Consider the following 13163-nt stretch of genomic DNA (forward strand, 5'->3'; position numbering starts at 1 on the left):
GCCGCGTGGCAAAGTCTGATTGAGGAAAGCAGACGCGCAATGCCGTGCGCCATTATGAGATAGTTGAATAGGTGAGTATTTGAATAGTTGAATTGGCTAAGTAATAAAGTGCCTGGGCAGAATGAAGGTAGAAGGCGTGTATCTATCCATAAGGTTCTCGACCTTTTAGCTGTCAATTTCTGCTCTCAATCTTTAAGTCTAATGCCGGCTTTTGAATGAACTTGCTAGTATATAACGTGAAAACGTACTTTTGTTCGTATAGCGAGTTTTAGCTTTGATATCAAGGTGACATAATGGGGATTAACAACAAGAAGCTCTTACTGGCCACCGCTTTCGGAATGGCATTCACTTTTCCTTTAATGGCGAGCGCCGACACCCAGGTCGTCATGCTCGGCACAGGAACTCCAGTACCCAATGGGGAGCGCGCGGGCGCTGGCATTGCCGTGGTTCATAATGGCCAAGCCTATTTATTCGATATCGGCGCAGGTGTCACCCAGCGGGCGATACAGGCGTATGAACGGTATGATATCGAAGCCTTGTATCCCCCTAATATTAATCATGTGTTTTTGACCCACCTGCATAGTGATCACATTCTCGATTTCCCTGAATTGCTGGGTACCTACTGGTGGCGTAGAGAGACGCCTATCAGTCTTTTTGGGCCGGTTGGCTCTGAGGCTATGACCGAAGGGGTTTACCAGTTTCTTGCCCTGGATACCGAAACACGCCTTGCCGACAAGAGCCCGGTGACCAATCCCGAAGCGGCAAGAGCCAATGTGACCGAGTTCGAGAGCCCTGGGCTTGTGTATGAAGAAGACGATATTCAGATAGAGGCGTTTGCCGTTAGCCATGGTGATTGGGAGGCGGCGTATGGTTACAAGGTGACCACTCCGGATAAGATCATCGTTATCTCCGGTGATACGTCAGCCAATCGCGAGATTGCCCGTCAAGCCGAAGGCGCTGATATTTTGCTTCACGAAGTGATCAGTCACGAAGGATGGAGCGATCTTTCCGAAGAGTGGCAGGCCTACCATCAGTATGCCCACACGCTAACCACAGAGCTTGCCGAGATTGCCACCGAGGCCAACCCCGAGCTGCTCGTGCTCTATCACGTACTCCACTATGGGGCGCCTATCGAAGGTGTGGTCGATGAGGTCAAGGCAGGGTATGACGGGGACGTCGTTCTGGCGAATGACCTCGATACTTTCGAGTAGACCCCGAAACGCTAAATACAAGGATCAACGATGCCAGTAGATCAGAAGCTGGTCGATGCCGCCAAATAACAAGCGATATCTTGCTTCTCTACTGGTGAGGCAGACCAATGGCGCCCACCCTTTTTGAAGACATATACCCGCACTGCCGGGCAGATGCGTTTACCTGAACGTTATCAAGCACCCTGAAATAATAAGGAGAGAGCGTTGTTGATTAGCGAGTCCGTCGAGTTAAGGCTGCTCGGCATGGAACACCGGGATGAGGTATTCGAGCTGGTCGATCAAAACCGGGCGCATTTGCGCGCGTGGCTGCCCTGGATCGATGCCAATCAGTCGCCAGCGAACACCGAAGCTTTTTTGACGTCGGTTATCAAGCAGTACGAGGCGGGCAAGGGCCCGCAGTACGGCGTTTTTTATAATGGGTCGGCCTGCGGCGTATGCGGCTTTCATCCCTTCGATACGACGAACCGCCGGGCGGGTATCGGGTACTGGATGAGCGAGAGCTATACAGGCAAAGGCATCATGACCCAGGCCGTTAAAGCGCTGGTCGACGTCGGTTTTCGCGAACACGGCTTGAACCGCATCGAAATTGCCTGCGCGACGGAAAACGTCAAAAGCCGGGCCATTGCCGAGCGGCTGGCGTTCACGTTCGAGGGCGTCCTGCGCGAGCGCGAGTATCTCTACGGCCACTATGTCGACCACGCCATTTATTCAATGCTGGCCCGCGAGTTCGCTAATAACGATAAGCGTTAACCCAACTGGGCGTCATGAAAAGGGAGTGCCTGTGAAGGTTACCTGCCACTGTGGAAATGTCGAAATCACCGCCGCTCACTTTCCGGAAGAGATCGGTAAGTGTAACTGTTCGATTTGCCGCCGGTATGCGGCGCTCTGGGCTTACTATTCACCCAACCTCGTCACGATAAACTGTCGCCATTCAAAGACGGTGTTCTATAGCTGGGGGGATAAAGAAGCCGAATTTCATTGGTGCACGACGTGCGGTTGTACTACTCATTACCAAACCACCGAGCGGTGTGATGAATCCATCGTCGCTATCAATATGCGCCTCGCGGATGAGGCCAGCGTTGCGGAAATACCTGTAAGGAACATCAACGGCGCAGCATCCTGAACGACTGTACTACGACGTATGCGACCCACTGGCGACCGCCTATCAATTCCCAAAGGCCTCCACCGCAAAGTCGATGAAGCTGCGCAGTTTGGGCGAGCGGTAGTGGTCCTGATGGTAGAGAAGATGCATCGGGCGCTGGGGCAGCGAGTAATCTGCCAACAAAGGGACTAGCCGCCCGGCGCGGATATCCTCGCTGATCTGCACGTTGGGCAGCATCGCAATGCCGATGCCCGCCAGCGCGGCCCCTGGGCGTGATTCACGTCGATACGGCTTAAATAAAGCCTTGGCGGGCAATGATTCATGGCTGGGTCAAGGCATAGCGCGCAGGGTAGTGACACACTATTCACGTGCCGCGTGCTTGCTCAACAAATCCGTTTCCTGGCTATTTTGCGCGATCTCCTGCTCCACTTTTTCTATCAGCTTTTCGTCAGGGCGGGCATCGAGCAGATCCTCGGCTTTGGGCTGGCGTCTGCCTTCGGCAGTCTTTGGCAGCGCTTTTCCACTCGAATTCGCCGCAAAGGCGGGCGGCTCTTGCTCGGTGCCAGATTGGGGGCTGCCGGTTTGAACACGGGTGAGCGCTCGTTCGAGCTCAGGAGTAAAGCACAGGCGATAAATCGGCTCCGGTAGGCTGAATCCTTGGCTTTCAAGGGCGTGCTTGGTTTCCCGAATGGCAATGCTTCGAGCCTTGCCGAAGTCGGTCATCGACTGATTGACCCACCCCTGGAACGCCAGCACGATGTTGGAATCGCCTACGTGGGTGATGATGCCCACGGCCTTGGGCTCATCGAGTACGAACGCCAAGGCCTGAAGGGCCGTCAAGCCCGCCTTGATCGCGGCTAGCGGATCATCGTTGGCATCTACCCCCAGTTCGAAATCAAAACGGCGCTCCGGGTTTTGGGTGTAGTTGAGGATGATGCCCTTGAAGACCTCGGCGTTGGGGATGCGTAGCTGGTTCCCCTCCAGGGTCATGAGGATGGTCGCGCGGGAGGTCAGGCGTACCACGATGCCTTCTCTGTCGTTGATCACCACGTGATCGCGAGCCTGAAAGGGTTGGCGGATGCTGAGCATTAATGATGCGATGTAGTTTTCGATCGTATCCTTAACGGCAAAGCCGATGGCGATACCGATGACGCCGGCACCGCCCAGCAGGGTGCCGATGATCGTTTCGGCGCCTATCAAGCTTAGCGCCATGATTAGCCCCACAATGATGAAAGCGACTTTGACGCTTTGGGCTACCAGTTCGGCCACGAAGGGGTTGGGCGTCAGCCGTTGCCACAGCTTCTTGCGGTTGGAAAGCCACGCGCCGAACCAAGCCACCAGGGCAAATATCAAAAAGCCTACCAGGAAAAGCGGCAGTGCCCTGAGCAGGCTCTGGCCCCGGGCCCGCAAGCCTTGGTAGGCCGTGGCGACGTTATCCTGAACGTCGAGAGTGCGCTCGATTTGGTCGCCCACCGTGACCACATCGGTTAGCCGGTTGGCTAACCCCACCGCCTGTTGGGCTTTTCTATCGTTGGCGGTTTCACCGGCTAACGTCACCACCCCTTGGCTGACGCTGACATCGACCTCACCTAGCCCGTCGATTTCCGAAAAAATGCCGCTAATGCGCTGGCGAATTTCCTCATCCTTGAGCGGTGACGGCGTGGTTTCTATGTGTGAATTATCGGAGCCAGTAGCATCGGCTTCGATGTCGCCTGGGGCACTTCCTTCGGCGGCGCACACTCCTCCTCCCAGTAGCATCGTCAGCAGTAACAGTAACGAACCCAACGCTTTTAGCACCTTGCGCAAACGTGAACGAGAAGCGGCCATATTCTTCCTTGTTTATCTGCTGATTGGCGACGTGATGTCTCGCTTCAGTTTAGTGCGTTTTCTTGTAGTGGCGCGTGATGGCGATGTGATCGAATCATTAGACCAGAGTAGCGATTCTTCGATAGGGAGCGTCTACCCGAAAGGGCAGGGTTCGCGTATTAAAGTAGGTGTAAATCTTCATCAAAGGAGCAGGCAGTGATCGATCATACCGGTATCAACGTATCTAGCATCGCGTTGAGTAAAAAATTCTACGAGGAAGTGCTTAAAACGCTCGGCTATAGGGTTTGCCAAGAGGTTGGCACGGCGGTTGGCTTTGGCGCGCAGCAAAGCCAACGTGACGACCCCGGCGGCGACTTCTGGATTTCAGAAGGCCCGCCACACTCGCCGAGAAGCCATATTGCTTTTCGCGCCAATAACCAGGCACAGGTAAGGGCGTTTTATGAGATGGCCGTGAAATGTGGCGGCGTATGTAACGGCGCACCTGGCTTTAGAAAAAATTATCACCCCAATTACTATGCCGCCTTTATCGTGGAGCCCGATGGCTACAATATCGAAGCGGTTTGTCATGAATGAGAAGGGGCCTCATGCTCTTTGGGGAGTGTGATTGCAGACTGCCGTGGTATCGACTTAACGCTTTAGTAACCTGCCAATGATACTGTAATAGGCTTTTTATATAGGCGTATTTTGTTCAAGGTAGGATATGTACATCGAATCCAAAGAAGAGCTGAGGGCACTTTATGCTCAACCCAAGCAGCGCGCCCTGGATAAACAGCTAGTCTCTCTGGAACCGCATTCCAGGCGTTTCATTAACTACTCGCCGTTTGTTCTTCTCTCTACCTATTCAACCGAGGGAGCTGTCGACTGCTCGCCTCGCGGAGGAAGCGCGGGCTTTGTGAAGGTCATCGATGACCGCCGCATCGTGATACCCGATAGCAAAGGCAATAATCGGCTGGATAGCATGCTGAATATTGTGGAAACGGGAAGGATAGGGGGTCTTTTCTTGATACCGGGCGTTGACGAGACGCTCAGGCTCAATGGGCAGGCGCGGGTTTCGACCCGTGGCGATTATCTGGCGCTTTTTGCCGACGATAAGAACCCGCCCAAGGCCTGTATCGAAATCGTGGTTGAGGAGGTCTTTTTACACTGTGCCAAGGCCTTGATGCGCTCGAAGCTTTGGTCGCCTGAGGCGCTTATTGACCGCGACCGGTTGCCAACGCTTGGGCGTATGATCAACGACCAGCTCGGCCTAAACGAAGCTGTCGAATCGCAAGCGGCCATGGAAGCTCGTTACCAACAGGATCTCTAATACTGCATGGTCAAAAAAAGCGAAGGTCGTGTGTATGAACGACCTCCCCGCACTCTGGGCGCGCGGAGTATTCACTACTCCTGAAAACTTAGCCATTCGAAGTTGGGGCGGCCACTGAGTACGCGCAGGCTGAGCCGGTGCGGCCCGGCGGGCAACGAAAACGCCAGGCTGTGCTGCGCCCAATAGTAGGTATTGCCCGTATCGGGAAGCGTGATGATTTGTTCGTCGTGGTCGTCAACGCGCACCGCTATCCGGGCATCGCCGGCAGTGGCGTACTTCAATGTCCAGCGGTAGATGCTTTGTTGGGCAGAGACAACGTTGAACTGCATCAGCGCATCGTCGGCGTCGCTAAAAAGCTGAATGAGGCGGCGGCCCGCCTCGGTGGTCGTGCGATGATGAAAACCACGAATTTGATGGGCGTGTTCCGCCTCGATACGGCCGGGAAGCGTAAAGTGGTGCACGTTGCCTGGAATACCCTGGTAGAGCTGGCCCAGGGCGGTCCACTGGTTGTCGGCGCTGAGTAAGTCGGAAGAGGTGTTGCCGCGGCCCAAAAACCAGGCGTAGTGAGTGACGTAGTCCTGCGCCTCCATCCAGCGGGTGGTGTCGGCAAGAAAGTCCATCTGCGCCTCTGTAGAAAGCGCCTCGCCCCCGCGGTCCAGGTTCCATTCGGTCACCCAGATTGGCTTTTGGTAGCGTTCGTGGAACTGCGCTATGTAATCCTTGAAGTACTCGGGTGCGGCCATGTAGCCATGCACTCCGATGGCATCCACCCGGCACTGGGTGCAGGCTTGAAAGAACGCGTCCAGGTAGGCAAACGGGCTGCCGTTGTCGTCGGTACCGGGGATATCGACCCCGCCCGGGCTGTAGTTCACCGAAGGACCTACGATCTTGAGCGAGTACGCATCGGCAATGGACTCGATTTGGGGCCAGCGATCCGCTGCCTGCTGGGGTGTCAGGTTGGCCTGGCTTACAAAGTTGGGTTCATTGAAGCCAAGGATGTATTCGACTTCCGGATGCTGGTCCAGATAACGTCGCAACGCCTCTTCATCAAGCGTCGAGCCCCATACCATGGGCACGAAGGGGGCGTCTTGCTGGGTGTCGCGTTGGCTCACCGCTTCGCCGGGTAGCGCCGACCAGTTATACCACCAGCTAATGCCTTCGGCGGCGGTTTGCAGATCGGCAGGTGTCAGCTCGGGGGAGACCAAGCCACGCTTGGTGGACGTGGCCGCATCCGCCGTCAAGCTAAACGTTATCCAGCCAATAGCCAAAAGGGCCACGAGCGTTTTTTGAAGGGGATGACCCTGATGGCGAATGGCATGGCTGGCGAACGAATGAATCTTCAAACGAAACCTCTTTTTCAATTGACCCTACAGGTAACCTGCAACGTACTATTTTGATAAGCCGGCTCGAAGGAGCAATACTGGCCAAGTCATGAGGTATCGATTAAAGGCGAGTTGACTAATTTTGTATACCTTGACGGTCATTTTCCCGGTTCAAAAGTACTAGATTTCATTATCCGCCATGTTGGAAAAACGCTTGGCTGGCGCCGCAGATTCCGCTGGCCGTGGCACCACCCCCGAAGAGATCGCCCAGGGCATTGCTTGGCTTTTATCCGACGAGGCCTCTTACGTGACCGGCGCGTTTATCGATATGGCGGGGGGTAAGTAGTCCCCAGCGCCTTATCATTAAAAGTAGATACTCAAGGTGGAAAGCCATGATCAAGGGTTTGAACCATATTACGTTAGCCGTTAGCGACCTCGAGCGCTCACTCCACTTTTATACCCACGTGCTGGGGCTTGCCGGTCACGTGAAGTGGGACAATGGCGCTTACCTTTCGGCAGGAGATCTATGGTTGTGCCTCTCTTGCGATACCCCTTGTGCGAAAGAGGATTACACCCATATCGCGTTCGATATCGAAAAGGCCGATTTCGACGCCTTTTGCACCCGGCTCAAAGCGCTGAATGTACGTCAATGGAAAGAGAACACCAGCGAAGGAGCGTCTATCTATATACTGGACCCGGACGAACACAAACTGGAAATTCACGCGGGTGGTTTGGCAAGCCGGTTGGCCTCGCTTAATTCGAAACCTTACAGCGGGCTCGTTTGGCTTTAAACTGGCTGCGTAAAGGTGTAGCGTCACGCGCAAACACGCCAGCGGCAGGTTCCGATTTTTATTCAAGAGACGTTTTGACGTAATGATTAACACCAAAATCTACAAGGCCGTGTATGAGCTGGCCGAGAAGCTGATGAAGGCGGCGCACAAGGACGACCGCGAAAGCTTCGATGTGCTGTACGCCGAGCTCGAAGCTATCTGTATCGATAACGAATACACCGAGAAAGACCACCCGGAGCAATGGGAAACGCTGGCCGACTTTAGCGAAGAGCTGGACGAGGCGCTGGTGATTTACCAAAAAGCGCTGGATAAAGCCGTCGCTATACCCTCCCAGGATCATATCGCTTCGATCGGTTTCTCGATGGCAACGCTGCAGGTAGAGCGGGACGACATCGACGACGCCATTAAAAGCCTGCGCCAAGCCAAAGCCGGCGCAGCCAACATTCAAGATGATGAACTGAAAGCAGAGATCGACGCGCTGCTGACCTCGCTCACTACTCGTTAGGACCCTCACGTTGACCAATAACGATATTTTACGCCGCATCCGTTACACCTTCGATTTGAAAGACACTGCCATCGTGGCCATTTTCAAGCTGGCCGATGTGGACGTTGCTTTAGAGCAGGTAACGGCCTGGTTGAAAAAGGACGACGACGAGGCCTTTGAGGCGATGAAGGACAAGGATCTGGCGGCGTTTTTGAACGGCTTTATCAGCTACAAGCGTGGCAAGCGTGAAGGCCCGGCGCCCACGCCGGAAACCAGCCTCAATAACAACAAGGTGTTCCAAAAGCTGCGTATCGCCTTGAACATGCAGGCCGACGATATTATCGCGGTGTTCGAGCGCGAGGGTCTGCCGTTAAGCCACCATGAACTGAGCGCGTTTTTCCGTAAGCCCGGTCACAAGAATTACCGTGAGTGCAAGGATCAAATGCTGCGTAATTTTCTGATGGGCCTGCAGAACCAGTATCGCCCGGCGCAGGTAAACGGCGCTGCGAAGGCGTAAGCCTACCGCTCTTGCACGGCGTTTTAAACGAAGTGTTGCAAACTAAAAAGGCCCCTTTGGGGCCTTTTTGCTACGCGGGGTGCGGTTTAGAACTCGAAACCGAAGTTGGTGAGAAACGCCGTATTCCAGCCGTTGTCGACCGGCGAGCCGAAGTAATTCAAACCGTTTTTGTTGCTCACGATATCGAACCAGGCAAAGAACGGGCCGGCGGTCATTTGTACCCCCAGGTCGTTGACCATGGGGTTTTGTTGATCGCCGAAGCCGCCATTGATGGCGCTGTAGTCGCCGGAGGGGTCGATGACGCTGAAGTCGTTGAAGAAGAACAGGTTGTCGACCGGGCCCCAATCCACTTCCAGGTTGTAGCCCACGCTTGCCGAGTAGATTTCGCCCTTGGCGGGGATCAGGTAGTTGAAGTTGAAGGCGCCGATTTGCAGGCCGTTATCGGAAATACCCGATTCACTTTCCGCCGGGTTCTTGGCGCTGTACTCGTAGGTCGTGGCCTGAGCGAGCGTGCGCCAGTTGCCGTAGCTTCCGTCTACGCCCAGGGCGGCGGACCAGTTATCGCCGCTGCGCTCGGTGTTGCGGTTATAAAGTTGGCCGCCTTTGGCCGACACGTTCACTTGGGTGGTGTAGTCGGTGTCGTAACCAAAGGTATAGCCCACTCGCGCGGCGACCTGGTTCTCTTCGCTGTTACCCTGAGCGCTGTCGCCCACGGCGTTGGCGCCGTAGTGCTCGTTGTCGTTACTCAAGCTGTCGCTTTTGAAAAAGGCCAGCGACGTATCCCAGGCCCCGGCAGAGCGGTCCCACTTGATACCGGCGTTCTGGTTATCGTTGAAGCCCGCCAGGTACCCCAGGTTGCCATAGTAGCCCAGGTAGCCGTAATCCATGTTGCCGAACGGGGTTTGTACCAGCCCCAACTGAATGGAATCTTCTTCGGTGGGGTTATAGCCGACCCAGCCGTGCTGCAGGAAGTGGTAGTCGTCGTAGAAGCGGTAGGCCAGGGAATAATCGATATTGCCGGTTTCGCCCTCGACGGTGAAAACGAGCTTGCCGAAGTCGAGATCGCCAACGGTATCCTTGCTCTGGTCATCCCAGTCGTTTGCGCTGCCGCTAAACTCTATCAGTCCGCCGAATTCGACCTGCTGCATCTCTTCGAGTGTACTTTGGTTTTCTTGGGCCAGTTCTTGTCCGTCGCGGGAGGAGGAGCCTTCGACGCCCGTATCACCGGATGAGCTTTGATCCGTATAGCCCTGGCTTGAAGAGCCTCGATTCGATGAGCCCTGGTTCGCATCCTGACTCGTATAGCCCTGATTGGAGTAGCCTTGGGAGGTCGTGCCTGACTGAGCGGCGGTGCCTTGCTGGCTTTCCAACCGTTCGAGACGCTGCTGCATCTGATTGAGCTGTGAGCGCAGCTCTTCGATGGTTTGCTGGTCACTGGTTTGCGCTGCCGCGCTCGAGATCATGGCTGCGGAAACGCTAAGCCCTAGTGCCAGCTTGTTGAACTGGCATACGCGTAGGTATGACATGAAGTTTTCCTTGCTAGTGTCGTTTTATATGCCTTTTTAATTATTAAAAGCCGGCTGGGTTAAATACCGCCCCGAAAAGAGGCCGGTATGAAAGGCAGGGTGAGACGCGTGCCCAGCCATTACACTAGTACAATCGCGCGCTAAAGCAACTACCTACCGGTGAGCCTCGGGCCGGCAGTGGGCTATAATCGGGACAACCGGCCAATGGGGCGGCGTTAAAGTCGGAGGGCGATTGACCGATATAAGGTATGGATAGCAAAGCAAACGTTTTTCAACCATTGCGAGCCCTACATGCCCACCACGCTGCGTGCCCTAATGGCCGCCCTCGTTTTTTCCGTACTTCCCGCCAGCGCCCAAGCGGACGCCGCCGAAACAGCGGTGATGGCTTGGCTGCAAAGTATCGATAACGGTGAGTTCGAGAAAGCCTGGGAAAACGCTTCACCGCTTTTACAGCGCCCGCTTTCGCCCAGCATGCTGGCGCGTACCATCGAGCTTGCCCGCCAGGACGTAGGCGAGATGAAGTCCCGCCGCCGCCTGCGCGTGATCAGCGAGACTTCGATGCCCGGCGCCCCGCGGGGGGACTACAAGATATTTACCTTCCAGACCAACTTCGCCAACCGGCTGCTCACCGAAACCGTTACCCCGCATTTCGAAGACGGCGCCTGGCGGGTCAGCGGCTACTATGTTCAATAGAGACCAGGTTCAATAAATACTGGGTTCAATAGAGACCGGATCAATAGCGGCAGCGGCCAGGCTTCATCGCGCCGCTTGGCCCGTCTGATTGCGTCCGTCAGGCTTTGATGCAGACGAATATCGCGTTGCCCGAGGTGGTGTTCCAGGGCGTAATGGCCCCGTAGTCGTGCTCGAAAACCTGCACGGTGAAGTAGGGGATAAGCAGCGCCGTGAGTTCGGCGAAACTGACGGCGACCATGGCGTGTTCATCGTCCCAGCGCTCAACGCCGCTTCCCCGACTTTTTTCGATACTTAGCTTGAGTGACTGCTTTTCGCCACTGCCCGGGTAGTGCCAGCCCGAACGAAACGCGAACTCGTCATCTCCCTTGCGCACCTTGTGTCCGACCAGAAGCGCATTGTCGATCTTTTCCCTGTCCACGGCGTTGAAACAAAACATGCCGCCGCTTTCAAGCGCGCGGTAGGCGCTTTGGATACACGCCTTTAGCCGCGCTACGCCGTCGCTGTAGTGAATCGAGTAGAGAAAGCAGGTGATCAGGTCTTGGGGTTCGCTAACGCTGAAATCCCCCATGTCCTGGCGGCTGAACTGTGCCTCGGGGCAGCGGGCGGCGGCCAATGCCAGCATGGGTGGGTTGATATCCAGGCCGCTGCTTGTAAAGCCCGCATCCAAAAAGTGGCGCACGTGCGGGCCGGTGCCGCAGGCCAGGTCCAGATGCCGGCGACCGCCGTTACCCAGCACATGATGAAGGCGCTGCACGCCGCGGCTCTGCTCCGGGTAGTCGATGTCCTCGCACATCAAGTCGTAATAGTGAGAAAGGTCGGTATAAAGTGCGTTGACGGACATGGCAGGGCGGCGCTCGTAAGGGGGTGGCGCATGGTAAACGAGCGCTCTGAATTTTAGAAGCGATGCCGTGGCTCCTTTAAAAGGCCACGGGCAGAGAGCTGTGGCCTTTACGAAGAGGCCGTCATGTCAGGAACGAACTGCATACTAATGGCCACCCTGTTCCAGCTATTCATTGCAAGAATGACGGCGGTCAGCTCCATAAGATCGCGCTCACCAAACGCATCCAGCGCTTGCTGATAGGTGGGGTCATCCACCCGCTGTCGATTGACCAGCGTCAAAGCTTCAGCCCATGCCAGAGCGGCGCGCTCCTGGACATTGAAGCAGGGCGCTTCGCGCCAGCCAGGCAGAACGTCGAGACGCCTTTGATGCTCGCCACTCTCGCGTGCTTGTTCGGCATGCTTATGTTGGCAAAAACAGCACTGGTTTAGCTGGGAAACACGTAGCTCGACCAGGTGCACGATCATGGGTGTCACAGCACTATCCGAGCTTGTATTGGCCAGTGCGACGAGGTGTTTGGGGATACGCGGATTGAGCGTGTAAACCGATTGCCGGGAGAGGCGTGTGTTCATGGTGCAGGCCTGTGTCGTTTAAGAAAGGCCTTAATTTAAAGCGGCGGGCCGACTACGCCTTGTAACTTTGCGACAATTTGCGCTGGCGGTACATGCTTGGGGTTTCCAGGGCAAATTTTTTGAAGGCGTGGGTAAAATGGGCCTGATCATGGAAGCCACAGCCAAGCGCTATATCGGCCAGTGGCCTCCTGGTTTCGATCAATGCGTGACGCGCGCGGTGAAGACGGGCGAAGTTAACCAACTGGCTGGGAGAAGCCCCCACTTCGCGTTTGAGTTTGCGCTCCAGCGTGCGCCGGGTGAAACCCAAGTGGGCACCTAACTGGCCAGGCAAAAGCTTTGACGTACTAAGCGTATCGACGAGCAGAGGCAGGCGACTTTGTATGTCCGACGCGCCATTCAAAAGCCCCAATAACCAGCTTTCCAGCAGGTTCATACCTGCTGGGCCGTCTAGTGGGTAAAGCGAATCGATGGTGGGCATTAGGCTCGCCAACCACGCCGGTTGGCTGGCGCTTTCAAGCCGATGATAAAAATCCACATGGGCGTCAGCAGCCAATCCCATCAGGCAGTACATACCTGCGGGTTTGAAGCGCACTCCCATACGCGCAGTGGACGCGTCCAGCGTTTCCACCAGGGTGTGTTTGTTGAAACAGAGCGTAATGACGGGTTGGGCCTTATCAAGGTGAATGGTAAGGCTTGCCCCACCATCGGGATAAAGTTTCTCGATTCGGGAAGGTCCCGCGTCGCCCCCGCCCAGTGACCACAAACACTGCACCCAGCGCCTTAGCCGGTAATGGGGTGGGCGCTGCTGAAAATTTAGCGGCAACGCGCTGTCTGGCAGAATAATCGCATCCATATCCTCTACCTGCATAAGAACAACCGATTGCCTTTTACGCTTTATCAAACGTCGCGTACGTCAAAAACGTAACGCCCCAAGACGAATCCCGCAATTTATCGGTGTCATTTTGTGTGTCGGC

General features: G+C 55.5%; 17 protein-coding genes. 10 read left to right on the plus strand and 7 right to left on the minus strand.

Annotation, left to right across the window (positions count from 1 at the left end):
* The first annotated feature begins 293 nt into the window (after positions 1–293).
* The 3 genes from ACWFVE_RS06470 to ACWFVE_RS06480 all read left to right on the plus strand — a co-directional run bounded on the left by ACWFVE_RS06470 (position 294) and on the right by ACWFVE_RS06480 (position 2334).
* Positions 294–1211: an MBL fold metallo-hydrolase gene (locus ACWFVE_RS06470; protein WP_447528459.1), complete on the plus strand. Its 918-nt coding sequence runs from the start codon at positions 294–296 to the stop codon at positions 1209–1211.
* 207 nt (positions 1212–1418) lie between these two features.
* Positions 1419–1961: a GNAT family N-acetyltransferase gene (locus tag ACWFVE_RS06475; protein WP_447528460.1), complete on the plus strand. Its 543-nt coding sequence runs from the start codon at positions 1419–1421 to the stop codon at positions 1959–1961.
* On the plus strand, positions 1900–2334 hold the full coding sequence (locus tag ACWFVE_RS06480; protein ID WP_447528461.1) for a GFA family protein: 435 nt from the start codon (positions 1900–1902) through the stop codon (positions 2332–2334). Before ACWFVE_RS06475 ends, ACWFVE_RS06480 begins: the two co-directional genes overlap by 62 nt.
* Before the next feature lie 42 nt (positions 2335–2376).
* Here ACWFVE_RS06480 and ACWFVE_RS06485 read toward each other — a convergent pair whose 3' ends face one another.
* Complete coding sequence (locus tag ACWFVE_RS06485) at positions 2377–2628, minus strand: LysR substrate-binding domain-containing protein (RefSeq protein WP_447528462.1); 252 nt, start codon at positions 2626–2628, stop codon at positions 2377–2379.
* Positions 2629–2673: 45 nt separating this feature from the next.
* Entirely contained in the window at positions 2674–4140 is a 1467-nt protein-coding gene (locus tag ACWFVE_RS06490; RefSeq protein WP_447528463.1) for a mechanosensitive ion channel domain-containing protein, read from the minus strand.
* 195 nt (positions 4141–4335) lie between these two features.
* Here ACWFVE_RS06490 and ACWFVE_RS06495 point away from each other — a divergent pair, with 195 nt between their 5' ends.
* Complete coding sequence (locus ACWFVE_RS06495; protein WP_447528464.1) at positions 4336–4713, plus strand: VOC family protein; 378 nt, start codon at positions 4336–4338, stop codon at positions 4711–4713.
* A gap of 127 nt (positions 4714–4840) precedes the next feature.
* On the plus strand, positions 4841–5446 hold the full coding sequence (locus tag ACWFVE_RS06500) for a pyridoxamine 5'-phosphate oxidase family protein (RefSeq protein WP_447528465.1): 606 nt from the start codon (positions 4841–4843) through the stop codon (positions 5444–5446).
* Positions 5447–5520: 74 nt separating this feature from the next.
* Here ACWFVE_RS06500 and ACWFVE_RS06505 read toward each other — a convergent pair whose 3' ends face one another.
* Positions 5521–6789, minus strand: a complete 1269-nt coding sequence (locus ACWFVE_RS06505) for a glycosyl hydrolase (RefSeq protein WP_447528466.1) — start codon at positions 6787–6789, stop codon at positions 5521–5523.
* Between the two features lie 193 nt (positions 6790–6982).
* On the opposite strand from ACWFVE_RS06505, the gene ACWFVE_RS06510 reads away from it, so the two are divergent.
* From ACWFVE_RS06510 to ACWFVE_RS06525, 4 genes are all read left to right on the plus strand, one after another.
* Positions 6983–7114 (plus strand): SDR family oxidoreductase, encoded by a 132-nt coding sequence (locus tag ACWFVE_RS06510; protein WP_447528467.1) that lies wholly within the window; start codon positions 6983–6985, stop codon positions 7112–7114.
* A gap of 46 nt (positions 7115–7160) precedes the next feature.
* Positions 7161–7559 carry a fosfomycin resistance glutathione transferase gene (gene fos / locus ACWFVE_RS06515; RefSeq protein ID WP_447528468.1) on the plus strand — a complete coding sequence of 133 codons (399 nt, stop codon included), beginning with the start codon at positions 7161–7163 and terminating at the stop codon, positions 7557–7559.
* Positions 7560–7641: 82 nt separating this feature from the next.
* The gene (locus ACWFVE_RS06520) at positions 7642–8064 is read left to right on the plus strand and encodes a tetratricopeptide repeat protein (protein ID WP_447528469.1); all 423 of its coding nucleotides are present in this window, start codon (positions 7642–7644) and stop codon (positions 8062–8064) included.
* 10 nt (positions 8065–8074) lie between these two features.
* A complete protein-coding gene (locus ACWFVE_RS06525) occupies positions 8075–8560 on the plus strand; it encodes a DUF1456 family protein (protein WP_447528470.1) in 486 nt (161 codons plus the stop codon).
* Between the two features lie 86 nt (positions 8561–8646).
* On the opposite strand, the gene ACWFVE_RS06530 is transcribed toward ACWFVE_RS06525, so the two are convergent.
* A complete protein-coding gene (locus ACWFVE_RS06530; protein WP_447528471.1) occupies positions 8647–10086 on the minus strand; it encodes a hypothetical protein in 1440 nt (479 codons plus the stop codon).
* A gap of 291 nt (positions 10087–10377) precedes the next feature.
* Between ACWFVE_RS06530 and ACWFVE_RS06535 the strand changes: the two genes are divergently transcribed.
* Positions 10378–10779 (plus strand): DUF4019 domain-containing protein, encoded by a 402-nt coding sequence (locus tag ACWFVE_RS06535; protein WP_447528472.1) that lies wholly within the window; start codon positions 10378–10380, stop codon positions 10777–10779.
* Between the two features lie 97 nt (positions 10780–10876).
* Here ACWFVE_RS06535 and ACWFVE_RS06540 read toward each other — a convergent pair whose 3' ends face one another.
* The 3 genes from ACWFVE_RS06540 to ACWFVE_RS06550 form a co-directional block, all read right to left on the minus strand.
* Complete coding sequence (locus ACWFVE_RS06540) at positions 10877–11620, minus strand: class I SAM-dependent DNA methyltransferase (protein WP_447528473.1); 744 nt, start codon at positions 11618–11620, stop codon at positions 10877–10879.
* A gap of 107 nt (positions 11621–11727) precedes the next feature.
* Entirely contained in the window at positions 11728–12189 is a 462-nt protein-coding gene (locus tag ACWFVE_RS06545; protein WP_447528474.1) for a carboxymuconolactone decarboxylase family protein, read from the minus strand.
* Positions 12190–12241: 52 nt separating this feature from the next.
* Entirely contained in the window at positions 12242–13042 is an 801-nt protein-coding gene (locus ACWFVE_RS06550; RefSeq protein ID WP_447528475.1) for a helix-turn-helix domain-containing protein, read from the minus strand.
* Positions 13043–13163: the final 121 nt, after the last annotated feature.

The sequence above is a fragment of the Vreelandella mediterranea genome (genome assembly GCF_970647075.1).

What these genes read in the sequence shown, in the direction of transcription:
- ACWFVE_RS06490 (WP_447528463.1), bottom strand. Translation starts at nt 4,140, where the DNA reads ATGGCCGCTTCTCGTTCACGTTTGCGCAAGGTGCTAAAAGCGTTGGGT.
- ACWFVE_RS06500 (WP_447528465.1), top strand. Translation starts at nt 4,841, where the DNA reads ATGTACATCGAATCCAAAGAAGAGCTGAGGGCACTTTATGCTCAACCC.
- ACWFVE_RS06470 (WP_447528459.1), top strand. Translation starts at nt 294, where the DNA reads ATGGGGATTAACAACAAGAAGCTCTTACTGGCCACCGCTTTCGGAATG.
- ACWFVE_RS06550 (WP_447528475.1), bottom strand. Translation starts at nt 13,042, where the DNA reads ATGGATGCGATTATTCTGCCAGACAGCGCGTTGCCGCTAAATTTTCAG.
- fos (WP_447528468.1), top strand. Translation starts at nt 7,161, where the DNA reads ATGATCAAGGGTTTGAACCATATTACGTTAGCCGTTAGCGACCTCGAG.
- ACWFVE_RS06540 (WP_447528473.1), bottom strand. Translation starts at nt 11,620, where the DNA reads ATGTCCGTCAACGCACTTTATACCGACCTTTCTCACTATTACGACTTG.
- ACWFVE_RS06545 (WP_447528474.1), bottom strand. Translation starts at nt 12,189, where the DNA reads ATGAACACACGCCTCTCCCGGCAATCGGTTTACACGCTCAATCCGCGT.
- ACWFVE_RS06535 (WP_447528472.1), top strand. Translation starts at nt 10,378, where the DNA reads ATGCCCACCACGCTGCGTGCCCTAATGGCCGCCCTCGTTTTTTCCGTA.
- ACWFVE_RS06530 (WP_447528471.1), bottom strand. Translation starts at nt 10,086, where the DNA reads ATGTCATACCTACGCGTATGCCAGTTCAACAAGCTGGCACTAGGGCTT.
- ACWFVE_RS06480 (WP_447528461.1), top strand. Translation starts at nt 1,900, where the DNA reads ATGTCGACCACGCCATTTATTCAATGCTGGCCCGCGAGTTCGCTAATA.
- ACWFVE_RS06520 (WP_447528469.1), top strand. Translation starts at nt 7,642, where the DNA reads ATGATTAACACCAAAATCTACAAGGCCGTGTATGAGCTGGCCGAGAAG.